The following is a 25,978-nucleotide window of genomic DNA, read 5'->3' as shown; positions in this document are numbered from 1 at the left end:
GGCAAGCGACTGAGGAACAGCGCGTGTGCAGGCCGTCCCGCCACATCAGCCTGGCGACGCGCTTACTCCAACCACGTCCGCAACGCCTCCCACGCCTTCAACTTCTCGGCGTAGGGAACGGCTGCATAAGCGGGGCTGCTTGAGGGAAGCCTGACGAGATCGAGCGACAGGCGGCTCTCCGCCAGCGCCTGCATACCGATCTTTGCGGCCGTGCCGCCGTTGAACGCGACAGCGACAAGATTCGGCAGACCGGCCACGAGCGCGGCAAGATCGTTCGTCGCATGGTCGCGAATCCGGCTGTCCAGGCTGCCCTCTCGCCGCGCTTTCGCGATCACATCCCAAAGCCCGACGCGATGATCGAGGAGTGCCTGCAGCCGCGCCTCATAGTCCATGCCGGGCAGCGGCTCCCCAATCACATCGCCGATCAGGTGCCAAAACCGATTCTGCTTGTGCGCGTAGTACTGCCCTTGCGCGAGCGACATCTCGCCGGGCAGGCTGCCGAGTATCAGGAGCCGCGTATTGCTGTCCACGACGGGCGCAAAGCAGCGTTTCAGTGACATAGGATCGGACGCTCTCAAGAGCGCGGGCGCCCAAGCGGCGCCTCCATCGCGCCGCGACGCCTCTGCGCGACGCCTTCATTGCTCGCGGGCCGTACATCAGCCGCATGCCATCCATGTGCCGTATGCGCGCGCGAAGCGACATGATCGAGCGGACCACGCCCGCGCAACGAATGCGCGCCGCGCGAGACAGCGGCCGTCATCGCATCGAGGTGCGCCCACAGCGCCGGCAGCATGCATTCGGTCACCATGAGCGGCGCGCCGTATCGCGTGAAGACGGAGCGCCGTGCCACCAGCGCGTGCGGCCGCTTCTCTTCGCCGCCCAGCGCCGCAGCCAGCCGATAGAGCGGATGCCGCGCATTCACGCGCCGGCTCACGAGCGCCGAGCGCGCCACGCTGCTGTCGCTGTAGAGCAGTTCGGCGAGCGGCCGCGTGCGCAGCCGCCGCATGGCCTGCCACACGCCGATGCTCGCTGCGAGCGGTGCAACGCTGTGTGCCGCGACGAACGGCACACCGTCCACGGCCAGCACGACCTCGCGCACCCACACGGGCGCACGCGGCGCGAGCCCCAGCGGACCATGCTCGTCGGCCCACGGCAACGCCACGGCCTCGCGCGTCACGCGCACCGCGACCGGCCCGAGCGTGCGCAGATGCGCGGTGAGCGAGCCACCGCGCGTGAGCCAATCTTTCTGATGGGATGTGAAGCCGGGCATGGGCGCGACGCGCCAGTGCGCGTCGGCAGCATCGAAACGGATAACCATGGCGGGCATTATAGGACGGGGGCCGCACCGGCGACGGCGAGCCGCCCGACAGCGGCCCGCCGCTCAACGGCCCCTGCTGCCCTGCTGCCCGTTACCCCGCCCGCGCGATCAACAGCGCATTCGTGCGCTTCACGAAGGCCGCCGGATCGTCCAGCGCGCCGCCCTCGGCGAGCAGCGCCTGATCGAAGAGCAGATGGCACCAGTCGTCGAAGTCCGCGCTGTCGGTGCGCAGCGCCTTCACGAGCGCATGCTCCGGGTTCACTTCGAGGATGGGATGGAACATGGGCGCCTGCTGGCCCGCCGCCTTCAGCATGCGCTGCAGGTAGCCGCTCATCTCGCCCTCGTCGGCCACGAGGCACGACGGCGAATCGGTCAGGCGGAACGTGAGGCGCACGTCCTTGGCCTTGTCCTTGAGCGCCTCTTTCATCTTCTCGACGAGCGGCTTGAGTTCGTCGGAAACCTTCTCCTGCTGCTTCTTTTCCTCGTCGTCGAGCGCGCCCAGGTCGAGGTCGCCGCGCGCCACGCTTTGCAGCGGCTTGCCGTCGAACTCGGTGAGGAACGAGAGCATCCATTCGTCCACGCGGTCGGTGAGCAGCAGTACTTCGATGCCCTTCTTGCGGAACACCTCGAGGTGCGGGCTGCTCTTTGCGGCCTGCCACGTGTCCGCGGTGACGTAGTAGATCTTCGTCTGCTCGGGCTTCATGCGTGCCACGTAGTCGGCCAGCGACACGTTCTGCTCGGCCGAATCGTTGTGCGTCGAAGCGAAGCGCGCGAGCTTCGCGATGCGCTCGCGGTTCGCGAAGTCTTCGCCGATGCCTTCCTTCAGCACCTGGCCGAACTCCTTCCAGAAGGTGGCGTACTTCGCCTTGCCTTCATCGGTCTCGGCGTTCGCCAGTTCTTCGAGCATGGACAGCGCGCGCTTCGTGACGCCTTCGCGAATCGCCTTCACGTCGCGGCTTTCCTGGAGAATTTCGCGCGACACGTTGAGCGGCAGGTCGCTCGAATCCACCACGCCCTTCACGAAGCGCAGGTAGGCCGGCAGCAGTTGCTCGGCGTCGTCCATGATGAACACGCGCTTCACGTAGAGCTTCAGGCCGCCGCGATGGTCGCGGTTCCAGAGATCGAACGGCGCATGCGCGGGCACGTAGAGCAGCTGCGTGTATTCGCTGCGGCCTTCCACGCGGTTGTGCGTCCACGTGAGCGGGTCCTGATGGTCGTGCGAGAGGTGCTGATAGAACTGCGTGTACTGCTCGTCGGTGATCTCGCTCTTCGGACGGGTCCACAGCGCGCTTGCCTGGTTGACCGTTTCGTCTTCGTCCTTCGTGACCATCTCGCTCTTTTCGGCGTCCCATTCCTCCTTCTTCATGAGGATGGGCAGCGCGACGTGATCCGAGTATTTCTGGATGATCGACTTGAGCTTGAAGGTGGAGAGCAGGTCGTCCTCGCCTTCGCGCAGATGCAGCGTGATGGTCGTGCCGCGTGGCTTGCGCTCGATGGTCTCCACCGCGAAGTCGCCCTCACCCGCGCTTTCCCAGCGCACGCCTTCGGAAGCCGGCAGACCGGCGCGGCGCGTTTCCACGGTGATGCGGTCGGCCACGATGAAGCCCGAATAGAAGCCCACGCCGAACTGGCCGATCAGCGCCGCGTCTTTCTGCTGGTCGCCCGAGAGCTTGCTGAAGAATTCCTTGGTGCCCGAGCGCGCGATGGTGCCGAGGTGCGAGATCGCCTCGTCGCGGCTCATGCCGATGCCGTTGTCGTCGATGGTGACGGTGCGCGCCGCCTTGTCGTACGAGACGCGGATGCGCAGGTTCGGATCGTCTTCGTAAAGCGCGCTGTCGGCGATGGCTTCGAAGCGCAGCTTGTCCGCCGCGTCCGAAGCGTTCGAGATCAGCTCGCGAAGAAAGATCTCCTTGTTGCTGTACAGCGAATGGATCATCAGTTGCAGAAGCTGCTTCACTTCTGCCTGAAAGCTCATGGTTTCTTGTGCCATGGTCGAATTTCCCTTCGGTTGCTGGTTGAGCCAGTGTCGTTGATCACGCGAGCGCCGAAATGGGGCCGGCGCCCGCTCTTTTCAAGAGGCCCGGCGCACCACGCTTTCCAGATAGCGATTGAGGAATGCGGGCAACGCCGGGTCGCCGCAATTGGCGACGTTGAAGCGCATCCAGGTGGAGGGCGACTGGTTCGGCGAGAACAGGCTGCCCGGCGTGAACAGGAAGCCGGCCTCGTGCCCGGCCGCGGCGAGCGCGTCGGAATCCACGCCGGTGTCGGCCCACAGGAACATGCCCGCGCCCGGCGCCGAGAAGAGCCGCAGTCCGGTCTTCTCGAGCATCCGGGCGGCCTTGTCGCGCACGCCGTCCAGCCGCGCACGCAGGCGCTCCACGTGGCGCCGGTAGTGCCCTTCGGTCAGCACTTTGTACAGCACGCGCTCGTTCAGTTCGGGCGTCGTCATGCCCACCAGCATCTTCTGGTCGGTCACGGCTCTCGTCACCGGCAGCGCGGCGGCGACGAAACCCACGCGCAGATTTGCCGCGAGCGTCTTCGAATAGCTGCCGAGGTAAATCACGCGCCGCAACTGGTCGAGACTGGCGAGCCGCGTGGCCGGATAGCCCGGCGGGCACAGGTCGCCGTAGATGTCGTCTTCCACCACGATGAAGTCGTACTCTTCGGCCAGACGCAGAATGCGGAACGCCTGCGCCGCGGTAAGCGACGTGCCCGTGGGGTTCTGCAGCACCGAATTCACGACGAGCATGCGCGGCCGCCAGGTCTGCACCAGCGTTTCGAGCGCGTCGAGGTCCGGCCCTTCCGGCGTGTACGGCATGCCGACCAGCCGCGCGCCTTGCGAAACGAAGCGGCCGAACATCTGGAACCACGCCGGGTCGCCCACCACAACCGTGTCGCCGGGCTGCACGTAGAGGCGCGCGAGCAGATCGATGGCCTGGGTAATGCCGGAGACCAGCACGATCTGTTCCGGCGACGCGCCGATCTCCAGTTCCTCGAGCCGCGTCTGCAACTGCTGGCGCAGCGGCAGAAAGCCTTGCGGCGTGCCGAAACCGAGCAGCTGGCCGCCGCTCTGACGGCCGAGCGAACGCAGCGCGCCCGCAATCAGTTCGCCGTTCAGCCAGCGGTTGGGCAGGTAGCCGAGACCCGGCCCCTTCTCGGGCCGCGTCGAGGTGTGCAGCATGTTACGCAGGAGCCAAACCACATCGATGGTGCTCGGCGCGGGGCCGGCATCCATTACGTTCGCCGCGTTCGCGGCTCCGCCGCCCGCGGCGCGGCGTTCGCCCGCCACCGGCGCGATGAGCCGTTCGCGCACGTAGAACCCCGAGCCGCGCCGCGAATCCAGATAGCCCTGGGCGACGAGCCGCTCGTATGCTTCCACCACGGTGAAGCGCGAAACGCCCTTGTCGAGCGCCAGCTTGCGGATGGAAGGCATGCGCATGCCCGGCCGGAACACGCGTTCCTCGATGCGGCGGCGGCCCCACTGCACGAGCTGGTCGACGAGCGTGAGCGTGGCCGCGTCGTGCGGCGCGGGAATCTGGTCGAGCGGGACGGACATGGCGGCTCCAACTGTACCGAACATTACCCGGCCGATTGTACCGTTACTGTGCAGGTCAGAACCGTTACATTCGACCGGACACGCTGCTTACCCTGGCGTCCTTTTGCCTTCCGAACGCTCATGACCGCACCGAAGCTCAGTCTCGACCACCTCGTCATCACCGCCCGCACCCTCGAAGAGGGCGCCCGCCATGTCGCCGACACGCTGGGCGTGGAACCGACCGGCGGCGGCGCGCATCCGCTGATGCGCACGCACAACCGCCTCGTGAACCTCTGGGGCGGCGTGTACCTCGAAGTGATCGCGATCGACCCGGACGCGGTGGCCCCGGCAGCCGGCACCCGTCCCCGGCTCTTCGCGCTCGACGACCCGCTCACGCACGCGCGCCTCGAAAACGGTCCGTACCTGTCGCATTGGGTGGCGCGCGTCGAGCGGCCGCGCAATCTCGCCCTGTGGCAGGCGCAGTACCCGGAGCGCATCGCGCCCGTCGTGCCCATGACGCGCGGCAACTTCAGCTGGACACTCACCGTTCCCGCGGACGGCGCCTTCCCCGCCTGGCACGGCGCGGGCGACGGCATCGTGCCCTCGCTGATCCAGTGGGACACGCCGCAGCATCCCACGACGGTGTTGCCCGAAACCGGTATCGCGCTGCGCTCGCTGAAGGGCTTTTGTCCGCCCACGCAGGTCGCGGCGCTGCGCGAGCAACTGGAATGGCTCGGCGCCGCGCATCTGATCGAGCTGAACGAGTGTGCCGAAGACGCGCTGCCGTCGCTCGCCGCCGAATTCGAAACACGCGACGGTTTGCGCACGCTGGGCGGAGCGACGCGATGAACGCACGCGAAGCGAGTTCCGGCTCAGGCCCGGCCACGATAAAGGCGGGCCACGCGCGCGAATCCCAGGGCATGCTGCTCGGGCTTGTGGGCGTCGTGATCTTCAGCCTCACGCTGCCGATGACGCACATCGTCGTCGAGCAGTTTCATCCGCTGCTCAACGGGCTGGGCCGGGCGCTCGTCGCCGCCGTGCCGGCCGGCGTGCTGCTCGCATGGCGGCGCGAACGCCTGCCAACGTGGCCGCAGGTGAAGGGCCTCGCGCTCGTCGCGCTGGGCGTGATCGTGGCGTTTCCCGTGTTCTCGGCATGGGCGATGAAGACCGTACCCGCCTCGCACGGCGCCGTGGTGGGCGGCCTCCAGCCGCTTTGCGTCGCGCTCTATGCCGCCTGGCTCTCGCACGAGCGGCCGTCGAAGGCGTTCTGGGTCAGCGCGTTGGCGGGCAGCGCGATCGTCGTCGCCTTCGCGTTGCAAGCCGGCGGCGGTCGGCCCGCCGCGGGCGATCTGCTGATGCTCGTGGCCGTGGGCATCGGCGCGCTGGGCTACGCCGAAGGCGCGCGGCTCGCGCGGCAAATGGGCGGCTGGCAGGTGATCTGCTGGGCGCTCGTGCTCTGTGCACCCATCCTGCTCGTGCCGGTGGGGTGGCTTGCGTGGCAGCATCATCTCCAGCATCCCGAACCCGTCGCGCTCAGAACGTGGCTCGCGTTCGGCTACGTGACGCTCTTCTCGCAATTCATCGGCTTCTTCGCCTGGTACGCGGGGCTCGCCATGGGCGGCACTGCACGCGTCGGCCAGGTGCAGCTGCTGCAGATTTTCTTCACGATGGCGTTTTCTGCGCTGTTCTTCGGCGAGGCCGTCGCACCCTCGACGTGGCTTTACGCGGCAGCCGTGATCGTCACCGTCGTGCTCGGCCGCAGGGCCGCGGTGCACACGGCGCTCAAGCCCGCCCGCGCCGCCTGAGGAACTCGCGTCATAATTGCAGTCTTTCCCGCGGACGTGGGGCTTGATACCCACGTCCGCGCAACCCGATTCATACACCGAGAATCACGCCCCCACCGAACGAGGAGACATATGGACCATAGCGACCTTCGCGCCCCTGCGTGGCAACTGTCCGAACGCGCCCGCAAGCTCACCAGCTCGGCGATTCGCGAAATCCTCAAGGTCACGGAACGGCCCGAGGTCATCTCGTTCGCGGGCGGCCTGCCCTCGCCCGCCACGTTCCCGGTAGCGCAGATGCGCGAAGCCTCGGAGCGCATTCTGCGCGATGCGCCCGCCGCCGCGCTCCAGTACAGCGCCACCGAAGGCTACCTGCCGCTGCGCGAGTGGGTGGCCGCGCGCTACTCGGTGGGCGGCGTGCAGATTCGCCCGACGCAGGTGCTCATCACGACGGGCTCGCAGCAGGCGCTCGATCTGCTCGGCAAAGTGCTGATCTGCCCGCAGAGCCCGGTGCTCGTGGAAACGCCTACCTACCTCGGCGCGCTCCAGTCGTTCTCGCTCTACGAACCGCGCTACGTCCAGGTGCCGACCGACGACGCCGGCCTGATTCCCGCCGGGCTCACGTCCGAACTCACGGCGGGCGCGCGCCTGCTGTACGCGCAACCGAATTTCCAGAATCCGACGGGCCGGCGCCTGTCGCTCGAACGCCGCCGCGCGCTGGCCGAATTCGCCATGAATGCGCCCTTCCCCGTGGTGGAAGACGATCCCTACGGCGCGCTCGACTACGCGGGCGAGCCGCTGCCTACGCTGCTTTCGATGGCGCCCGAGCACATCGTGCATCTCGGCTCGTTTTCGAAGGTGCTCGCGCCGGGCCTGCGCGTGGGCTACATCGTCGCGCCCGAGGAACTGCACTTCAAGCTCGTGCAGGCCAAGCAGGCAACGGATCTGCACACGCCCAGCTTCACGCAGCGCATCGTGCACGAGGTCGTGAAAGACGGCTTCCTCGACCGTCACGTGCCCACCATCCGCGCGCTGTATCGTGACCAGTGCGCCGCGATGCTGGCCGCGCTCGAACGCTACATGCCCGAAGGCGTGAGCTGGAACCGGCCCGAGGGCGGCATGTTCATCTGGGTGTCGCTGCCGGCGCACATCGACAGCATGAAGCTGCTCGAAGCGGCCGTCGCGAACAACGTGGCGTTCGTGCCGGGCGCACCGTTCTATGCGGACCATCCCGAGCACAACACGCTGCGTCTGTCGTTCGTTACCGTGCCGCCCGCGAAGATCGACGAGGGCGTGGCGAAACTCGCGGCGCTCGTGCGTACGCACCTGTAAACCTGTAAGCGGGTAAAAACGCGCGCCACCCCACCTTCTTTTTTGACCGAACCGAACGAGGACCTCTCACCATGGCTCAATCCAACGTCTACGACCGTCTCAAGGAACTCGGCATCGAACTGCCCGTGGCCGGTGCGCCTGCCGCCGCCTACGTCATGAGCGCGCAGACCGGCAACACGGTTTATCTGTCCGGCCATATCGCGAAGAAGGACGGCAAGGTGTGGGCCGGCAAGCTCGGCGACACACTGGCAACGGAGGAAGGCAAGGCCGCCGCGCGCGCCATCGCCATCGACCTCATCGCCACGCTGCACGCGCATGTGGGCGACCTGAACCGCGTCACGCGCATCGTGAAGGTGATGAGCCTCGTGAACTCCACGCTGACGTTCACGGAGCAGCATCTCGTGACGAACGGCGCGTCCGAACTGTTCGTGGAAGTTTTCGGCGAGCGCGGCAAGCATGCACGCTCGGCATTCGGCGTGGCGCAGATTCCGCTCGGCGCGTGCGTCGAGATCGAACTCGTGGCCGAAGTCGAGTAAGCCATGCCTGCGCAAACCGTGCGTTTCGCGCAGGTCGACGTCTTCACCGCAGTGCCGTTCAAGGGCAACCCGCTCGCCGTGGTGTTCGACGCCGACACGCTCACGACCGACCAGATGCAGCAGATCGCGCGCTGGACCAATCTGTCCGAGACAGCGTTCCTGCTTGCGCCTACGGACCCGGCCGCCGACTACCGCGTGCGCATCTTCACGCCGGGCGCGGAGCTGCCGTTCGCGGGACATCCGACGCTCGGCAGCGCCCACGCGGTGCGCGAGAGCGGCTATCAGCCGAAGCAGCCGGGCCGGCTCGTGCAGCAGTGCGGCGCCGGTCTCGTCGAGCTGACCGCGCGCGGCGGGCACATCTGGGCCTTCGCCGCGCCGCCTTGCCGCATCACGCCGCTGCCGGCAGAGCGTTATGCGGCGCTGTCTGCCGGGCTCGGCCTCGACGTGGATGCACTCGTCGAGGCGACGGGCGAACCGCCCTTCGCCGTGGACAACGGCGCGCCGTGGCTCGTCGTGCGGCTGCCCTCGGCCGAGGCTTGCCTCGCGGTGACCGCCGATCCTGCCGCGCTCGGGCCGGTCACGCACGCGGCAGGCACGCATGGGGTCGCGCTCTACGCGCCTCATCCCGCAGGCGGTCCTGCCACGTTCGAAGTACGGTGCCTCATGTCCGGCGGCGGCTTCGGCGTTGGCGAAGACCCCGTCACGGGCAGCGCGAATGCAGCCATCGCCCAGCTTCTGTCGTTGCGGCAGAAACAGCCGGGCCCGTCCTACACCGCGCGCCAGGGCACCGCACTTGGCCGCGACGGACGCGTCTACGTGGACTACGACCCGGGCGCCGGCAAAACCTGGATCGGCGGCGAGTCCGTCACGGTGATCGAAGGCACGTTCCGGCTGCCGTGAATGGGCAGCGGCGTTCGTGCCGGGGTTCGTGCCGTGGCGAACGCCGCCACGAACGCCTTCGATCGCCCCCACCTGCCTCCGCCGTTTTCCGGCCACGCGTTCCCTCCCTATCCATTGCTCATATCCGCCAAAAGCCGCGGCATGACAAAACAATGCAGACTGGATAGGAACGGCGCAAAACGATAAGACCAGGAAAGAAAACATTGGCGGCACGGCACGCCGCGTGCGGTGGATGAAATCCTCGAAAAGCCGCGCGGTGTCTGGGTTTGACCGCCGGCTGGGGAGCCCCGGCATAGCGGCGTTTTAGCGTGCCATTTCAGGGGCGCGTATACCCGGAGCGGCGACGCTTCCTTATTCCATTGCCATTCAGTAATATCGGGCCGTATATGGCGCCTGGTTGCGGCGGGCGCCTTCTCGTTCCCGTTTCCGTGCAGGCTTTGCGTTCCATTCCAGACCTTCATGCAGGGTTTGCACGCCACGGTTTGAGCACGGGGTTGTGCACATCGCCTCGCTCCGTCCGGTACTTCTGATCACCATGCAGCCAACCACTCGATACGCGCGGTCGACGTACACGGAGCCACTCGCTCGACATCAGGGGCGCCGGCCGGCACGATGAATCCTCTCCGGTTCCCCACGACGCGCGACGCCCTGTCCTGGCGTGATCCGGCCTCGGCCTTGTCGCGCCGGCGAGCGCTGCTTGTCATTCCCGCGCTCGGCGTCCTGATCCTGGTGCTGCTGTGGGCGGTCATCTTCGCCCGGCTTTCGGTGGAAAAGGAATCGGCCTATCGGGAAGCCATGGCGTCCGCGGCCATTCTTTCCTCGGCGCTCGAACAGCACACCGTGAAGGCGATTCACCAGGTCGACCAGATCACGCGCTTCGTCAAGTTCGAGTTTGAGAAGTCGCCGGACCGTTTCGATCTGTCCAGCACCGTGGAAAAAGGCGTCGTGCAGAGCGACACGCTGATCCAGGTCTCGCTGATCGACGAGCACGGCAAGCTCCTCGCCAATACCGCGGACCCGAACGCAAAGCACATCGACCTCTCGGACCGCGAGCACTTCCGCGTGCACGAGCACGAGAACGACGACCAGCTCTTCATCAGCAAGCCGGTGCTGGGCCGCGTGTCGGGCCACTGGACCCTGCAGATGACGCGTCGGCTCAATCATCCGGACGGCTCGTTCGCGGGCGTCGTGGTGGTGTCCGAAGATCCGAGCTACTTCACGAGCGATTTCTACAACAACGCCGCCATTGGCCGCGACGGCGTAATCGCCGTGATCTCGGACAACGGCACGGTGCTCGCGCGCCGCACGGGCAGCGCCGAGCGGGCCCTGGGCGCCTTCACGGCAAGCGGCATCTATCCGACTTCGGAGCACGTCTCGGGCACCTACGTCGACCCGATCGATCACGTGACGCGCATCGTCTCGTACCGGCATATCGACGGCTATCCGCTCGGCGTGCTGGTGGGCCTCTCGCAGGCCGAGGAATTCGCGGACTACAACCACACGCGCAACGTCTACCTGCTGATGGCGACGTTCATCTCGCTCGCCATGCTGTCGTTCTTCGCGGTGGCCACGGGTCTGATCGGCAAGCTGCTGGGGCGCGAGCGCGAGATGACGCATCTCGTCGAATACGACCTGCTCACGGGCCTGCGCAACCGCTACGCCACGCTGCAGAACCTGCGTCACGACGTGGCGCTGCCCGCGAACCTGGGGCGCCTCGCGATCCTCTTCATCGACCTCGACGACTTCAAGGCGGTGAACGACACGCTCGGCCACAACGCCGGCGACATCGTGCTGCAGATGACCGCCACGCGCCTCGCCGTGGCCGTGGGCGAAGCGGGTACGCTCTCGCGCATCGGCGGCGACGAGTTCGTGGTGGTGGTGAAGGGCGACAACGTCGAGAAGCGCGCCGTCGAACTGGCCGGCGCGATTGCGGGCGTGTTTTCGAAGCCGTTCGAGGTGCGCGGCAGCTCGTTCGTGCTGCATGCGAGCATCGGCATCGCGCTCTATTCGGTGGCGCACGAAAGCGAAATCGATCTGCTCAAGAAGGCGGACCTCGCGATGTACAGCGCGAAGGACGCCGGCAAGAACTGCTACCAGTTCTACTCGCCACAGCTTTCGCACCGCGCGGATCACCTGATGAAGTGGGAGCAGCAACTGCGCGTCGCGCTGGCCGAAGGGCAGCTCTTTCTCGCCTACCAGCCGAAGATCGATCTCGCGCAGCGTTGCATTACGGGCTTCGAGGCGCTCGTGCGCTGGAACCATCCGCAATACGGGCTCATTCCGGCCAACGAATTCATTCCCGTTGCGGAATCCACGGGTCTCATCGTGCCGATCGGCGACTTCGTAATTCAGACCGCCTGCCGCCAGCTGGCCGAGTGGCAGCAGCAAGGGTACGAAACGCTCTCCCTCGCGGTGAACATCTCGGCGGTGCAGTTCTGGCGCGGCGACCTCTATGAAACGGTCTCGCAGGCCGTGGAGGAAACCGGCATTTCGGCGCGGCGCCTCGAACTCGAAATTACCGAGACGGCGATGATGGAGTATCCCGAACTCGTGTCCGAAAAGATTTTCGCGTTGAAGCGCCTCGGCATACGTATCGCGCTGGACGACTTCGGCACCGGCTACTCGTCGCTCTCGTACCTGAACCGTTTTTCGGTGGACACGCTGAAGGTGGATCGCACCTTCGTGCAGGCCATTCCCGGCGACCGAAGCGTCTGCGTGATGGTGAGCGCCATCGTGAACCTCGCACGCTCGCTCGGCCTCACGGTCGTGGTGGAAGGCACGGAAACCGAAGAGCAGATTGCCTGGCTCGCGCAGCTCGGTCAAATCGAAGCGCAAGGCTTCCTGTTCTCGAAACCCGTGCCTGCGGAAGGCATTCCGGCGCTGCTCGAACGCTTCGGCGTCTGCGGCACCGAACGTCAACCGATTGCGCACGAGGGCCACGCCGACATCAGCGACGCGTCCAGCGCGGGCTGAGCGGCTGAGCGGCTGGGTATCAGCCTCGCTGACGTTGTCGGTTTTTCGCCCGCACGGCAACAGCCCGTCACTATCAATAACGGGCGCACACGCAGTCGATACAGTTTGGCCCGCGCCGTCCGGCCTGACGGCGCAAGGCCGCGCATCCATCCGGCCGAAAGAGGAGCACGCGCGCATTGCGAGCGCGCCGCAATCATGCCGACCACGACGACTGTCGAAACCACCGCGAGCACGAGAGCCGCCGAGAGTCGGCAGGAGCCGCTTTGGGTGCTGTTCCGCGTGGTGTTCCTGCTTTCCGCGATGTCGTGGGGCGGGCTCGCGTTGATGGCGCAGCTCGAACATCACTACGTGGAGCGCGAGGGCCGGCTTTCGCGCGTGGCGTTCTCGGACCTGATCGCGCTCGCGTGGATGGTGCCGGGCCCCGTGGGCTGCAACGTCGCTGTCCAGCTGGGTCATACGTTGCGCGGCAGTGCAGGTGCCTGGGTGGCCGGCGTGGCGAGCGTGCTGCCCTTCTTCCTGTTGATGACGCTCTTCGCGACCTTCTACCAGACACCCGCCATGCGCGCGATGGTGTCGCCCACGCTCATCAATCACTTCAGCGTGGTGCTCGCGTCGCTAATTCTCGTCACCTGGTACAAGCAGACGCGTGCGCTGGTGCGCGGCAGGCTCGAATGGGCCGCCATGCTCGCGGCCACGGTAGCGCTCGCCTACGCGCACGCCGCGGCGGCCTACGTGGTGATCCTCTGTGCGTCCTTCGGCGCGGGCTGGGCCGCGAGTCCCGAACGTCAGTCGCGGTTGAGACTCACCGTGGCCCGCGGCGACTGGCAATTGATTGCCGGCCTCGCCGGATTGATCGTCGTGTTTGCCGTGCCGCTACCGCATCGCTTCGAACTTGCGTTGCTGTGGCCGCGGCTCGCGGGCGCCGGCATGACGCTGTTCGGCGGCGGGTTCTCGGCGCTGCCCGTGTTGAAGACCTTGTTCGTTACGCCCGCCGTGGGCATTTCCGACAGCGACTTCACGCTCGCGTTCTCGCTCTCGCCGTTGTCGCCGGGACCGCTGCTCAACGTCGTGCCGTTCTTCGGCTACCTGGTGGACGGCTGGCCGGGCGCGCTCATCGCCACGCTCGCGCTCTTCGTGCCGTCGGGATGTCTTGTCGTGCTCGCGCGGCGCCATCTGCTTCAACTGAAGACGAACGCCCGCTTCGAGCACGGGCTGCGTCTTCTGCGCGCGGCCACCACGGCATTTCTCGCCGTGGCCGTGTTGCGCATTGCACGACATGTGCCGTTGCAACCGGCCTACTTCGTTACCGCCGCGTTCTCATGCGTGTGTTTCGCGCGGCTCAAGCTGCCGGTCTATCTGGTGTACGGCACTGTCGCCGTGGCGTGCGGACTGTGGCTCTTCTACGCGCACGTGCTGTGACGTGGCATGAAAAGAGGCGCCTATGCGCGCCTCGTCAGAAGGGTCTTGCGGGAATGCCTAGAAGCCCCGACCCAGCACCGCCATCCCCACCGTCACCACGCCCAGCACGATGTTGATGATCACGAGCTGACGCATGGTGCCGACGGCGCGCGCGCCATCGGGCCACTTCTGCGCCTGGACGGCACGTTGGATACGGGGAAAGACGGCAAAGCGGATGTGGCCGAAGATCAGCATCATCACGACGCCGATGCCGGCCATGGCGTGCATGGGCCACGACGCCTGGCCGCCGCCGAACTTGACGAGCAGAAAGCCGCCGGTGCCGAGAATGACGAGCACCGAGCCCGCCACCCAGTTGAAGAAGCGCCCGAACACCGACGCGACGAGCGGCAACCGCAACTGCGGCGACAGGTCTTCGAGTGCGGGGCGCAGGCAGAAACTCGCGAACACCATGCCGCCCACCCAGATGGCGACGGCCAGCAGATGCAAAAAGAGCGCGATGTCGATCGCCTTGCCCATGTGTGTCTTCCTCTCGTGATATAGAACCGCCGCGCAAGCCAGCTTTCGACCCGTCTCGCGCGGCGCAGTTCAGTGCATCGACGCATTCGAACGCAGTGCAGTGCAGCGCACCGCGACCGATGCCTCGATCAGTTGCCGGAGCCCGCCGGCAGCGCAGGCCGCAGGCTGCTCACCTTGAGCCGCGTCTCCGGCGCGCGGCCTTTGCGCGCACGCTTGCCGACGTGCGGTGCGAGCGCCGCACCCGCGAGCTTCTCTTCGGCCGCCTTGCCGCCGCGCCCCGTGCCCATGAGCACCACGCCCGCATCGCTGATCGCGAGGGCCTGGATGAGCGGCTCGTCGGGATCGAGCGCCATCAGCGTCACGCCGCGGCCGCCGCCCGAGAGCGTCTTCATCTCGTCGAGGCCGAACACCAGCAGCCGGCCGCCACCCGAAAGACACGCCACCTGGGTCACGCCCGGGAACATCGGCATGGGCGCGAGCGGTCGCGCGCCTTCGTCGATGGTCATGAACGACTTGCCCGCCTTCACGCGGCTCACCATGTCGCCCACCTTCGCGATGAAGCCGAAGCCGTTGCTCGACGCGAGCAGCAGCGCCTGCTCGGCGGGCGCCGCGAAGTAATGCATCAGATGCGAACCCGATTCGAGTTCGATCAGTGACGTCACCGGCACGCCGTCGCCGCGCCCGCCCGGCAGCAACGCCACGGCCACCGAGTAGACGCGTCCGTTGCTGCCCCATGCGATGAGCGTGTCCGGCGTGCGGCACTGGAACGCCGCGTAGAGGCCGTCGCCGGCCTTGAACGTGAAGCCGGCCGGATCGAGCCCATGCCCCTTGAGCGCGCGCACCCAGCCGCGCTGCGACACGACCACCGTGACCGGTTCGTCCACTACGCGCGCTTCGAACGTGGCGCGCTTTTCCTGCTGGATCAGCGTGCGGCGATCGTCGCCGTATTGCTTCGCGTCAGCCTCGATCTCCTTCACGATGAGGCGCTTCATCGACGACTCGTTCGCGAGCAGTTCTTCGAGCTTCGCCTTCTCGTCGCGCAGCTCTTCGAGTTCCTTCTCGATCTTGATCTTCTCGAGCCGGGCCAGCTGACGCAGCCGGATTTCGAGAATGTCGTCGGCCTGGCGCTCGGTGAGCCCGAACGCGGACATCAGCGCGGACTTCGGTTCGTCCGACTCGCGGATGATGCGGATCACCTCGTCGATATTCAGGAAAACGATCATCCGCCCTTCGAGGATGTGGATGCGATCGTTCACCTTGGCGAGCCGATGCTGGCTGCGCCGCGTGACGGTGGCGAAGCGAAAGCCGATCCACTCGGCGAGAATTTCGCTGATGCCCTTCTGACGCGGCCTGCCGTCCCCGCCGATCATCACGAGGTTCAGCGTGGCGTTCGATTCGAGACTCGTATGCGCGAGCAGCGAGTTCACGAACTCGGTCTGGTCGATGCGGCTCGACTTCGGCTCGAACACGAGGCGCACGGGCGCATCTTTGCCCGACTCGTCGCGCACGGTGTCGAGCAACGCGAGCATGGACTGCTTGACCTGCAACTGCTCGGGCGTGAGCGACTTCTTGCCGAGCTTGATCTTCGGGTTCGTGAGTTCCTCGATTTCCTCGAGCACCTTCTGGCCCGAGGTGTTCGGCGGCAGCTCGGTAATGACGAGCTGCCACTGGCCGCGCGCGAGGTCTTCGATCTTCCAGCGTGCGCGCACCTTGAGGCTACCGCGGCCCGTTTCATACGCGGCGGCAATCTCGGCTTCGCTCGAAATGATCTGGCCGCCGCCGGGGAAGTCGGGCCCCGGCAGCTTCTCCATCAGTTCCGCGTGCGAGATGTTCGGATTGCGGATCATCGCCACGGCCGCCGAGGCGACTTCGCGCAGGTTGTGCGACGGAATCTCGGTGGCAAGACCCACCGCAATGCCCGATGCGCCGTTCAGGAGCAGCATCGGCAGACGCGCCGGCAGCGTCTTGGGCTCCTGGAACGAACCGTCGTAGTTCGGCATGAAGTCGACGGTGCCCTGATCGATTTCGTCGAGCAGGAGCTTCGCAATGGGCGTAAGCCGCGCTTCGGTGTAGCGCATGGCCGCCGCACCGTCGCCGTCGCGCGAGCCGAAGTTGCCCTGGCCGTCGATGAGCGGATAGCGCATCGAGAAGTCCTGCGCGAGACGCACGAGCGCGTCGTAGGCGGACTGGTCGCCGTGCGGGTGGTACTTGCCGAGCACGTCGCCCACCACGCGCGCCGACTTCACGGGCTTGGCGTTGTCGCCCAGCCCCATCTCGTTCATCGCGAACAGGATGCGGCGCTGCACCGGCTTCTGGCCGTCGCAGACGTCGGGCAGCGCGCGGCCCTTCACCACGCTCACGGCGTAGTCGAGATACGCGCGCTCCGCGTAGTGGCCGAGCGTCAGGAACTCGCCCTCGGGGGCTGTCGGCTCGGTGAAAAGATCGTCCTGTTGGTCCATTGAATCAATCCGTGTTCTGGTCCTGTCCTGCGTGGTGCGCGGGCCTCACACGTGCACGCGCGCCGCGCTCAGATGTCCGCTTCGACTTCGTTGCCCTTCTCTTCGAGCCAGCTGCGCCGCGCAGCCGCTTCGCCCTTGCCCATCAGCATGGTCATGCGCGCGACGGTGGAATCGAAGTCGAGGTCGCCGAGCGCCACGGGCGAGAGACGCCGGGTGTCGGGGTTCATGGTGGTGTCCCACAGCTGCTCGGCGCTCATTTCGCCGAGGCCCTTGAAGCGGCTGATGGTCCATTGCGATTCGCGCACGCCGTCCTTGCGCAGCTTGTCGAGAATGGCGTCGAGTTCGCCTTCGTCGAGCGCGTAGAGCTTCTGCGCGGGCTTCTTGCCGCGCGCCGGCGCATCGACGCGAAAGAGAGGAGGACGCGCCACGCACACATGGCCGCGCTCGATCAACTGCGGGAAATGCTTGAAGAACAACGTGAGCAGGAGCACCTGGATGTGCGCGCCGTCCACGTCGGCGTCGGAAAGAATGCAGATCTTGCCGTAGCGGAGGTTGGAGAGGTCGACGGTGTCGTCGGGTCCGTGCGGATCGACGCCGATCGCCACCGAAATGTCGTGCACTTCGTTGTTCGCGAAGAGCCGGTCGCGCTCGGTTTCCCAGGTGTTGAGCACCTTGCCGCGCAGCGGCAGGATGGCCTGGTATTCCTTGTCGCGGCCCATCTTCGCCGACCCGCCCGCCGAGTCGCCTTCCACGAGGAAGAGCTCGTTGCGCGAGATGTCAGTGGATTCGCAGTCGGTAAGCTTGCCCGGCAGCACCGCGACGCCCGAACTCTTGCGCTTCTCGATCTTCTGGCCCGCGCGCGTACGCGCCTGGGCCTGCTTGATGACGAGATCCGCGAGCTTCTTGCCGTGCTCGACGTGCTGGTTGAGCCACAGTTCGAGCGCGGGCCGCGTGAACGAGCCGACCAGCTTGACCGCATCGCGGCTGTTCAGACGCTCCTTGATTTGCCCCTGGAACTGCGGATCGAGCACCTTGGCCGAGAGCACGAACGAGACGCGAGCGAACACGTCTTCGGCCAGCAGCTTCACGCCCTTGGGCTGCAGATTGTGCAGCTCGATGAAACTCTTCACGGCCTGAAAAAGGCCTTCGCGCAAACCCGCTTCGTGCGTGCCGCCGGCGGGCGTGGGAATCAGGTTCACATACGACTCGCGCATGAGCGAACCTTCCTCGCTCCATGCGACCACCCAGGCCGCGCCCTCGCCTTCGGCGAAGGTGTCGTCGCTCGCGCGCGAACCTTCGGCATAGCGCTCGCCTTCGAAGAGCGGAATCACGAGGTCGCTGCCTGCGAGCCCTTCGAGCAGATAGCCGCGCAGGCCGTCTTCGTATTTCCAGCTCAGGCGCTCGCCGGTTTTCTCGTTGACGAGCACGACCTCGACGCCGGGCAGCAGCACCGCTTTCGAGCGCAACAGGCGCTGCAGCTCGCCCACCGGCAGGTTGGCCGAATCGAAGTACTTCGCGTCGGGCCAGACGGTGACGCGCGTGCCGCTCTTCTTGTCGTCGCGCGTCGCCGCACGCGTCTTCAGCGGCTTCACGACCTCGCCGTGCGCAAAGCCGATGTCGGCCACCTTGCCGTCGCGCCAGACCGTGACGTCGAGCTGCTTCGAGAGCGCGTTGGTGACCGACACGCCCACGCCGTGCAGGCCGCCCGAGAAGGTATACGCGCCGCCCGCGGCCTTGTCGAACTTGCCGCCCGCGTGCAGGCGCGTGAACACGATTTCGACCACGGGCACGCGTTCTTCGGGATGCAGGCCGAACGGAATGCCGCGGCCGTCGTCGTCCACGGACACGGAGCCGTCCGTGTTCAGCGTGACGGTGATCTGCTTGCCGAAGCCGCCGAGGGCTTCGTCGGACGCGTTGTCGATGACTTCCTGGATGATGTGCAGCGGATTCTCGGTGCGCGTGTACATGCCGGGCCGCTGCCGGACCGGTTCAAGGCCTTTGAGTACCTTGATGGACGCTTCGCTATAGGCCGCGTTTGACTTCTTCGTAGACATGGTGGATTGGGGTCCGTCCGTTCATCGTGGTTGTCCACATGTTCTGTGGACATCTGCGTGGACAAGGCGTTGAGTTTTCAAAATATCCGATACGAAACAACGGGCTGGATTGGGTTGCTCGCTACGCGGGCGGACCTGCGGCTGCCGGCTCATACGACAGGCCGGGCCGCACGGCGCGCCTGCGAAGGCGTTCGCGGCGGGCGCAGGACCACGGCACAGGGCCGCCGGCTGGCGGGTTCGCGGGGTATTTTACTGATTTCGCCCTGGGCGGCAATTCGCGACGCGCGGCACGCGCCTGGGTCGTGCACGCCCCGCGCCACGCAAGCACGCTCACTTGCGCTTGCTCTCCAGTTCTTCCCAGCGCTCGAGCGCGACCAGCAGTTCCTCTTCGATTGCGCCGTAACGCTCGGTGAGGCGCGTGCCCTCGGCGGCGTCTTTCGCGAAGATGGAGCCGTCTTCGAGTTGAACCGCAATGGTCTTCTGCTCGGCTTCGAGCGACGCGATGCGCTCCGGCAGCGCATCGAGTTCGCGCTGCTCCTTGAACGACAGCTTGACGGCGCGCGGCGCACTGCGCGCAGCGGCACTCTCCTTGTTCGGCGCTTCCTTCGCGCTCTCACGCGGCGCCTGCGCTTCGCGTAGCTGTTCCGAGCGATCGCGCTGGATCTGCCAGTCCGTAAAGCCGCCCACATACTCGCGCCAGCGGCCTTCGCCCTCCGCCGCGATCACGGAGGTCACCACGTTGTCCAGGAACGCGCGGTCGTGGCTCACGAGCAGCACCGTCCCTTCGTAGTCGGTGAGCAGCTCTTCGAGCAGTTCGAGCGTGGGAATGTCGAGGTCGTTGGTGGGTTCGTCGAGCACCAGCACGTTCGCGGGCCGCGCGAACAGGCGGGCGAGCAGCAGACGGTTGCGCTCGCCGCCGGAGAGCGACTTCACCGGCGAACGGGCGCGCTCCGGCGCGAACAGGAAGTCGCCGAGGTAGCTCATGACGTGCTTTCGCGCGCCGTTGATCTCGACCCAGTCGCTGCCGGGGCTGATGGTGTCGGCGAGCGTCTTTTCCATGTCGAGCTGCGCGCGCATCTGGTCGAAGTACGCGACCTGCAGATTGGTGCCGACCCGCACCTGGCCTTCGTCCGGCTTGATCTCGCCGAGAATCAGCTTGAGCAGCGTGGTCTTGCCCGCGCCGTTCGGGCCCACGAAGCCGATCTTGTCGCCGCGCATGACGGTGGCCGAGAAGCGGTCGACCACGGTGCGGTTGCCGTAGCGCTTCGTCACGTCGGTGAGCTCCGCGACGATCTTGCCCGACTTCTCGCCCTGCCCGACATCGAGCTTCACGTTGCCCTGCACGTTGCGGCGTTCCTCGCGCTCGCGGCGCATCTGCACGAGCCGCGCGATGCGGCCCACGCTGCGCGTGCGGCGCGCCTCCACGCCCTTGCGGATCCACACTTCTTCCTGGGCGAGCAGTTTGTCGAACTTCGCGTTCTCGATCCGCTCCACTTCGAGCTGCTGCGCCTTGCGCTCCTGGTAAGCGGAAAAGTTGCCCGGATACGAGAGCAGCCGGCCGCGGTCCAGTTCGACGATGCGGGTGGCCACCCGGTCGAGGAACGCGCGGTCGTGGGTGATGAAGAAAAGACTGGCGCGCTGGGAGAGCAACAGATCTTCGAGCCAGCGGATGCCGTCGAAGTCGAGGTGGTTGGTCGGTTCGTCGAGCAGCAGCACGTCGGGCTGCACGACGAGCGCCCGCGCCAGCGCCACGCGCTTTTGCATGCCGCCTGAGAGCGCGCCCACGCGCGCCTGCCCGTCGAGGCCGATCTGCGCGAGCGTGGTGGAGACGCGCGTGCGCCAGTTCCATGCGTCCGCCGCATCCAGCGAGGATTGCAGCGCGTTCATGCGCGCAAGCAGCGCGTCGTGCTCTGCGCCTTCAGGCGTCTCGGCGAGGCGGTGCGCAACGGTGTCGTATTCGTCGAGCAGTTGCTGCGCATCGGCGAGACCGGAAGCCACCGTGTCGAACACCGTTGCGTCGACGTCGAACTCGGGCTCCTGAGGCACGTAGACCGTCGTGAGATTCTGCTGGCGCGTGACGAGGCCGTCGTCGGGCTTCGTCAGGTCCGCGACGATCTTGAGGAGCGACGACTTGCCCGCGCCGTTGCGGCCGATCAGGCCGACGCGCTCGCCCGCTTCCAGCGAGAAGTCCGCGTGGTCGAGCAGCGCGACGTGGCCGAACGCGAGATGCGCGCCGGTGATGGTGTAAAGCGACATGGAAGAGACCGAGAAAACTGCGATGGACCGGAATCGCTCATTGTACCGGGCGTCGCGGCAGCGGCAGCCTGGCCAGATGGACAGCGAATGCGGCAGGGCCGGCAGAAGCGACCCAGGCGGGCCGCGCAGGCGCCCGCGCGGCGAATTCCGGTAAGATTGCGGCTCGCCGCCGCCCGGCGAGCCGCAGAGCCGGTCGCGCCTCGTGGCAATCGCACCGAATGTGCATTGAACGGATCGAAGAGTACGCCGTGAGTGATGTTGTCGAATACAAAAGCTGGGTCTGCCTGATTTGCGGCTGGATCTACAACGAAGAAGAGGGACTGCCGGACGAAGGCATCCCCGCCGGCACCCGTTTTGCCGATATTCCCGAAGACTGGCGCTGCCCGCTTTGCGACGTGGGCAAAGGGGACTTCGCGGTCGTGGAGTTCTGAAGAACCTTGCCGGAGTGCGTCGCGCGGTTCGGCTCAGCCCGGCAACGCGTGGTCACGGCTTCATGAGCGTGTCGCCACCACGATCAATTCAGGCGAGTCGGCGCCCAACGGCGCGCCCGACCAGTCGCCATACCACTGCGTCACGCTGAATCCGGCTTCGTCCAGCGTGGCCGCGAGTTCGTCCTTCGAGCGGAATCGCAACTCGCTCCGCACCACCACCTCGTCGTCCGTACGCTCGAACCGGTAGTGCGTCTCGAAGCGCACGCGCTGGCCGTCTCCGTCGGTTCGCACCTCGATCAAGCGCTGCCACACGACGGTCGCGCCGACTACCGGATGATCGACGGTTCGACGCGATCGCTCCGGCGTCCACCGCTCCCAGGGCCGCGCCTGCGGATTGCGGCTCTCGAACGCCAGCCAGCCGCCCGGATACAGCGCGCGACGAATGGCGGTCAACGTGGCGAGCCAACTGGCGTCATCCAGAAAAATCTGGGCGACGTGGCCCGTCATGAGCGCAAGCCCCGCGCTTGAAGGCGCCGCCGCGCGCGCGTCGCCCTCGATCCAGCGCACCTGCTGCGCTCCGCCGGCTCGCTGCCGCGCGACTTCGAGCATCGCACGGGCCGGGTCGATGCCCGTCACGTCGTGGCCGCGCCGCGCCAGTTCGCTGGCAAGCAAGCCTGTGCCGCAGCCGATGTCGAGGATCGGCACCCGCGGCAACGTCGCCGCAAGGTGCAGATAGAACGCCGTGTCGGCGGCGAATGGATTCAGCGCGTCGTAGAGCGCGACGAGGCGTGCATCGGTGTAGAGCGACATGGGGTCAGGCGTGGTCATGCAGCCATCGTAGCGGCTTGCCGATGCCTGAACCATCGTCCGAACGGTCATTCTCCGGCCCGACCGGCTTTGCTATACTCTTGCCCCTGCGGCGCCCGGTCCCTCTCCCCGTAGTTCAATGGATAGAACAAGTGCCTCCTAAGCGCTAGATACAGGTTCGATTCCTGTCGGGGGGACCAGCAGCGCCACGCCCCCTTTCCTCGCAGCAACCGCCGCCCCCCCTTCCGCTCCGTCACGTTTCCATCGTCCACGCCACGTCGTGCCATCGGCGCGAGGTCTTCGACCCGAGCCTGTTGGGCGGATAGCGGCCATTCTGGAGTTCGGCGAGCGCGCGCTCGTCGATTGCGGGATCGCCGCAGCCGCGCTTGAGCTGAACCGCCTGCACCCGGCCGGCATCGTCCAGCAGCACCCGCGCCAGCACGCGTCGCTGCGTACTTTGCTGCGGATTGGTTTTCGCGAGTAGTTTGTCCAGCAGACTCATCGTTGCGCCCTCCTCCACTGTTCACTGTTCCATTGCAGAACGACCCGAGCGGGCCATGTGCGAGAGGCAATTGTGGGTACTTCGCGCCGTTGCGCCCACCAATGTCAAGACGATCGCCGCCATTCTTTACAATCGCCGCCGCGGCACCTCGATGATGTCAACCCACGCCGCGTTGATACAGCGCACCGGTCCCTATCAAAACTGACAGGTAGCGCGACGTGCAAAACGTCATACATTACGAACATAGCAAGCAGCGACGTCCCGAACGTCGACAGAAACGCAACATCCATCACGGGGGCACACCATGGTCAGCCTTCTCGACCAGGAAATCGCGCACATTCAACGTGTGATGCGCGCATCGCTGGCAGTCGATGCCACCCGGGCGCTTTTGCCGCCCAGCTACTGGCGGCACCGCCTGCAGCGACTGCTCGCCGGCAAGCGCATCACCCAGCAGCAGTTTTGCGCCATCGACGGCCTGCTCGTCCAGCTCGACGCCTTCGATCACACCACCCCGCCAGCCCATGAAGTCCACGCCAAGGCCAGTTGAGTGAAATCGGCCGGCTGGCTGATCCGCCGCCACGGCGTCGCCGCGGGGCGGCGGATGAACTCCGGCCGACGCCAGCAGGCGCCGCCGTGCTGACAGCCCCACAGCGAGCCTAACGATGCACGGCGCGCCGCACGCCGCAGCCCGCCCGCAGCCGGGATACCGCAACATCGGGACATCCCGGACTCAAGTAACCGCCCAACGTGCCGTAAAACAGAGATGGCAGATCCCGCGAAATCGCAGGTGGGCTCGTATATGGCGAGCCTGATAGACGAAGACATCGCTCATATCGAGCGGGCGATGCGGCTTTCGTTCGCCCCCGATTACGACAGCAACGTGCTGCCCGCGGGCTACTGGCGCAAGCGCCTGCACCAGTTGCTGGACACCGTGCATCTCAACAAGGCCCAGTTGCGCGGCATCGACGCCCTGCTGCTGCAGCTCGATCGCCTCGAAGCTGAAACGGGACGCCGGCTCGCCGCCGCCCCGTCGCGCGCGCAAGCCGCCGAGGAAACGACGGTCGTGCCGCTGCGCCGCCAGGGCCAATGATCTGACGCCGTTGCGTCCAATTCCTCAAGAGCTCGCGCATTCCTTTTCCGTTCGCGACGCCACGTAGCAAAATCCCCTCGTTCCAGAACCAAAGCGCGACCGCGGGTCGTCTATCGGTCATAATGTCCGCCAAAATTCCCAGCGAGGACCTTCCGTGACCCCGGCTCCCCTGCCAGATCTGCTCAAGCAGGCACGCACCCGATTCACCCAGCGGCAGATCGCCGATCACGTCGGCAAGGACGTCAAGACCGTGCGTCGTTGGGAAAAAGGCGAAACGCCCTGCCCCGCGATGCTCGAAGCCGCCCTGCGCGAACTGCTGCGCACACCCGCGGCGACCCGCGTGCCGGAGGCGCCGCGCTTTCGCTTCGTCGACCTCTTCGCCGGCATCGGCGGCATCCGCATGGGCTTCGAGGCGCACGGCGGCCAGTGTGTGTTCACGAGCGAGTGGAACGAGTTCTCGAAGAAGACCTACATCGAGAACCACGGCGCCGACCATCGCTTCATCGGCGACATCGTCTCGTTTCCGGCCGCCGACGTGCCCGCCCACGACGTGCTGCTCGCCGGCTTTCCGTGCCAGCCGTTCTCGATTGCGGGCGTGAGCAAGAAGAACGCGCTGGGACGCCCGCACGGCTTCGAATGCACGACGCAGGGCACGCTCTTCTTCGACGTCGCGCGGATCATCGCGGCAAGACGCCCCGCGGCGTTCCTGCTCGAAAACGTGAAGAACCTGCTCTCGCACGACCGCGGCCGCACCTTCGAGGTGATCCTGCAAACGCTGCGCGACGAGCTGGGCTATGAAGTCCACTACCGCGTCATCGACGGCAGCCACTTCACGCCGCAACATCGCGAACGCATCATCCTCGTGGGCTTTCGCGAGCCGAGCGCGTTCTCGTGGGACGACCTGCGGCTACCGGCCGACGGTCCGCGGCTCGGCGCCATCCTGCATCGCACGGACGGCAGCGAGCCCCTGCTGCCGTGGGACGGCGACCGCTTCTTCGACCACGCGGCGCGCTGCGTGCAGCCGCGCTACACGCTGACGCCCGGTCTCTGGACGTACCTGCAGCAGTACGCCGAAAAGCATCGCGCCGCGGGCAACGGGTTCGGTTTCGGCATGGCAACCGCGGACAGCGTTACGCGCACGCTGTCCGCGCGCTATCACAAGGACGGCTCCGAAATTCTCGTGCATCAGGGCAACGCACAGCGTCCGCGTCGCCTCACGCCGCGCGAGTGCGCGCGCCTGATGGGCTTTCCCGACACCTTCCGCATTCCCGTGAGCGACACCCAGGCCTACCGCCAGTTCGGCAACAGCGTCGTGATGCCCGTGATGCGCGAGGTGGCGCGCATCATGCTGCCGCATCTGGGTGTCGCCACGAGCACGGCGGCCGTCAAACGCAGATCCGTTCGCACCGCGGCCGCGCTCGCGGCCTGAGCGCCAACCGCCGCTCGCCGCCCGCCGGATGCGCCCGCAGGCGGCAGAGGAGCCATGCAACATGGTGGATGTCGTCGACGCCGCAACGCGCAGCCGCATGATGTCCGGCATTCGCGGACGCAATACGAAGCCCGAGATGCTGATTCGCCGGCTACTGCACCGGCGCGGCTTCCGCTTCCGGCTCGATGTGCGCGAGCTGCCGGGACGCCCCGACATCGTGCTGCCCCGCTATCGCGCGGCGATCTTCGTACATGGCTGCTTCTGGCACGGCCACGACTGTCCGCTCTTCAAGTGGCCGCAGACGCGCCCTACGTTCTGGCGCGAGAAGATCGCGCGCAACCGGGCCAACGACGCGAAGGCGCTTGCCGCGCTCGCCGCGCAGGGCTGGCGCATCGCCATCGTGTGGGAGTGCGCGATTCGCGGCGCGGATCGCGACGTCGACGCGCTCATCGAACGACTGGACGCGTGGCTGCGCAGCGGGGCGTTCACGCTTTTCGAAGCACGCGGACCGCGCGCGGCTGAGCCGTTGCGGGCGCCTCGCTGAGATTGTCGGTCGGCGCTCGGGCTGCAACGGCCCGCACGCAGCTCGCTGCACCTGGCTGCAAGGAGCACCGCACATCGTGATGACGGGAACGATTCG

22 protein-coding genes and 1 tRNA gene are annotated in these 25,978 nt (G+C 66.5%); 13 read left to right on the top strand and 10 right to left on the bottom strand.

Annotated elements, in window-relative coordinates; translation table 11 throughout:
• Nucleotides 1-62 precede the first annotated feature (62 nt).
• From U0042_RS23805 to U0042_RS23790, 4 genes are all read right to left on the bottom strand, one after another.
• The gene (locus tag U0042_RS23805) at nt 63-560 is read right to left on the bottom strand and encodes a DNA-deoxyinosine glycosylase (RefSeq protein ID WP_114813660.1); all 498 of its coding nucleotides are present in this window, start codon (nt 558-560) and stop codon (nt 63-65) included.
• A 14-nt stretch (nt 561-574) separates the two neighbouring features.
• A complete protein-coding gene (locus U0042_RS23800; protein WP_114813662.1) occupies nt 575-1,318 on the bottom strand; it encodes a chorismate--pyruvate lyase family protein in 744 nt (247 codons plus the stop codon).
• Nucleotides 1,319-1,409: 91 nt separating this feature from the next.
• Nucleotides 1,410-3,308 (bottom strand): molecular chaperone HtpG, encoded by a 1,899-nt coding sequence (gene htpG, locus U0042_RS23795; RefSeq protein WP_114813664.1) that lies wholly within the window; start codon nt 3,306-3,308, stop codon nt 1,410-1,412.
• Between the two features lie 81 nt (nt 3,309-3,389).
• Entirely contained in the window at nt 3,390-4,874 is a 1,485-nt protein-coding gene (locus U0042_RS23790) for a PLP-dependent aminotransferase family protein (RefSeq protein ID WP_114813666.1), read from the bottom strand.
• A gap of 120 nt (nt 4,875-4,994) precedes the next feature.
• On the opposite strand from U0042_RS23790, the gene U0042_RS23785 reads away from it, so the two are divergent.
• From U0042_RS23785 to U0042_RS23755, 7 genes are all read left to right on the top strand, one after another.
• Complete coding sequence (locus U0042_RS23785) at nt 4,995-5,702, top strand: VOC family protein (RefSeq protein WP_114813668.1); 708 nt, start codon at nt 4,995-4,997, stop codon at nt 5,700-5,702.
• Nucleotides 5,699-6,658 (top strand): DMT family transporter, encoded by a 960-nt coding sequence (locus U0042_RS23780; protein WP_114813670.1) that lies wholly within the window; start codon nt 5,699-5,701, stop codon nt 6,656-6,658. The genes U0042_RS23785 and U0042_RS23780 overlap by 4 nt, the downstream gene beginning before the upstream one ends.
• A 111-nt stretch (nt 6,659-6,769) precedes the next feature.
• Nucleotides 6,770-7,966 (top strand): PLP-dependent aminotransferase family protein, encoded by a 1,197-nt coding sequence (locus tag U0042_RS23775; RefSeq protein WP_114813672.1) that lies wholly within the window; start codon nt 6,770-6,772, stop codon nt 7,964-7,966.
• 71 nt (nt 7,967-8,037) lie between these two features.
• Nucleotides 8,038-8,502 (top strand): RidA family protein, encoded by a 465-nt coding sequence (locus tag U0042_RS23770; protein ID WP_017774310.1) that lies wholly within the window; start codon nt 8,038-8,040, stop codon nt 8,500-8,502.
• Nucleotides 8,503-8,505: 3 nt separating this feature from the next.
• Nucleotides 8,506-9,402, top strand: a complete 897-nt coding sequence (locus U0042_RS23765) for a PhzF family phenazine biosynthesis protein (protein WP_114813674.1) — start codon at nt 8,506-8,508, stop codon at nt 9,400-9,402.
• A 612-nt stretch (nt 9,403-10,014) separates the two neighbouring features.
• Nucleotides 10,015-12,375, top strand: a complete 2,361-nt coding sequence (locus U0042_RS23760; protein ID WP_114813676.1) for an EAL domain-containing protein — start codon at nt 10,015-10,017, stop codon at nt 12,373-12,375.
• A 195-nt stretch (nt 12,376-12,570) separates the two neighbouring features.
• A complete protein-coding gene (locus tag U0042_RS23755) occupies nt 12,571-13,794 on the top strand; it encodes a chromate transporter (RefSeq protein ID WP_114813678.1) in 1,224 nt (407 codons plus the stop codon).
• Nucleotides 13,795-13,851: 57 nt separating this feature from the next.
• Here U0042_RS23755 and U0042_RS23750 read toward each other — a convergent pair whose 3' ends face one another.
• The 4 genes from U0042_RS23750 to U0042_RS23735 all read right to left on the bottom strand — a co-directional run bounded on the left by U0042_RS23750 (nt 13,852) and on the right by U0042_RS23735 (nt 21,079).
• Nucleotides 13,852-14,310 carry a DUF4149 domain-containing protein gene (locus U0042_RS23750; RefSeq protein WP_114813680.1) on the bottom strand — a complete coding sequence of 153 codons (459 nt, stop codon included), beginning with the start codon at nt 14,308-14,310 and terminating at the stop codon, nt 13,852-13,854.
• A 128-nt stretch (nt 14,311-14,438) separates the two neighbouring features.
• Nucleotides 14,439-16,769 carry a DNA topoisomerase IV subunit A gene (parC, locus tag U0042_RS23745; protein WP_114813682.1) on the bottom strand — a complete coding sequence of 777 codons (2,331 nt, stop codon included), beginning with the start codon at nt 16,767-16,769 and terminating at the stop codon, nt 14,439-14,441.
• Nucleotides 16,770-16,837: 68 nt separating this feature from the next.
• Nucleotides 16,838-18,823, bottom strand: a complete 1,986-nt coding sequence (locus U0042_RS23740; protein WP_114813684.1) for a DNA topoisomerase IV subunit B — start codon at nt 18,821-18,823, stop codon at nt 16,838-16,840.
• 330 nt (nt 18,824-19,153) lie between these two features.
• The gene (locus tag U0042_RS23735) at nt 19,154-21,079 is read right to left on the bottom strand and encodes an ATP-binding cassette domain-containing protein (RefSeq protein ID WP_114813686.1); all 1,926 of its coding nucleotides are present in this window, start codon (nt 21,077-21,079) and stop codon (nt 19,154-19,156) included.
• 218 nt (nt 21,080-21,297) lie between these two features.
• On the opposite strand from U0042_RS23735, the gene U0042_RS23730 reads away from it, so the two are divergent.
• Nucleotides 21,298-21,510, top strand: coding sequence for a rubredoxin (locus U0042_RS23730; protein WP_114813688.1), 213 nt, complete (start codon nt 21,298-21,300; stop codon nt 21,508-21,510).
• 60 nt (nt 21,511-21,570) lie between these two features.
• On the opposite strand, the gene U0042_RS23725 is transcribed toward U0042_RS23730, so the two are convergent.
• Nucleotides 21,571-22,338 (bottom strand): class I SAM-dependent methyltransferase, encoded by a 768-nt coding sequence (locus tag U0042_RS23725; RefSeq protein ID WP_232833495.1) that lies wholly within the window; start codon nt 22,336-22,338, stop codon nt 21,571-21,573.
• Between the two features lie 104 nt (nt 22,339-22,442).
• Between U0042_RS23725 and U0042_RS23720 the strand changes: the two genes are divergently transcribed.
• Nucleotides 22,443-22,517, top strand: a tRNA-Arg gene (locus U0042_RS23720).
• A gap of 53 nt (nt 22,518-22,570) precedes the next feature.
• Here U0042_RS23720 and U0042_RS23715 read toward each other — a convergent pair.
• Nucleotides 22,571-22,819 carry an energy transducer TonB gene (locus U0042_RS23715; RefSeq protein WP_114813692.1) on the bottom strand — a complete coding sequence of 83 codons (249 nt, stop codon included), beginning with the start codon at nt 22,817-22,819 and terminating at the stop codon, nt 22,571-22,573.
• A 304-nt stretch (nt 22,820-23,123) separates the two neighbouring features.
• Between U0042_RS23715 and U0042_RS23710 the strand changes: the two genes are divergently transcribed.
• The 4 genes from U0042_RS23710 (at nt 23,124) to U0042_RS23695 (ending at nt 25,882) form a co-directional block, all read left to right on the top strand.
• Nucleotides 23,124-23,366, top strand: coding sequence for a hypothetical protein (locus U0042_RS23710; RefSeq protein WP_114813694.1), 243 nt, complete (start codon nt 23,124-23,126; stop codon nt 23,364-23,366).
• 216 nt (nt 23,367-23,582) lie between these two features.
• Entirely contained in the window at nt 23,583-23,909 is a 327-nt protein-coding gene (locus U0042_RS23705) for a hypothetical protein (protein ID WP_232833496.1), read from the top strand.
• Nucleotides 23,910-24,063: 154 nt separating this feature from the next.
• On the top strand, nt 24,064-25,338 hold the full coding sequence (gene dcm / locus U0042_RS23700) for a DNA (cytosine-5-)-methyltransferase (protein WP_198665378.1): 1,275 nt from the start codon (nt 24,064-24,066) through the stop codon (nt 25,336-25,338).
• Between the two features lie 61 nt (nt 25,339-25,399).
• The gene (locus U0042_RS23695) at nt 25,400-25,882 is read left to right on the top strand and encodes a very short patch repair endonuclease (protein ID WP_114813696.1); all 483 of its coding nucleotides are present in this window, start codon (nt 25,400-25,402) and stop codon (nt 25,880-25,882) included.
• Nucleotides 25,883-25,978 lie beyond the last annotated feature (96 nt).

The organism is Paraburkholderia kururiensis (genome assembly GCF_034424375.1).
In the GTDB taxonomy this organism is placed as follows: Bacteria; Pseudomonadota; Gammaproteobacteria; order Burkholderiales; family Burkholderiaceae; genus Paraburkholderia; species Paraburkholderia kururiensis_A.
This window is presented reverse-complemented; position numbering and strand designations above follow the sequence as displayed.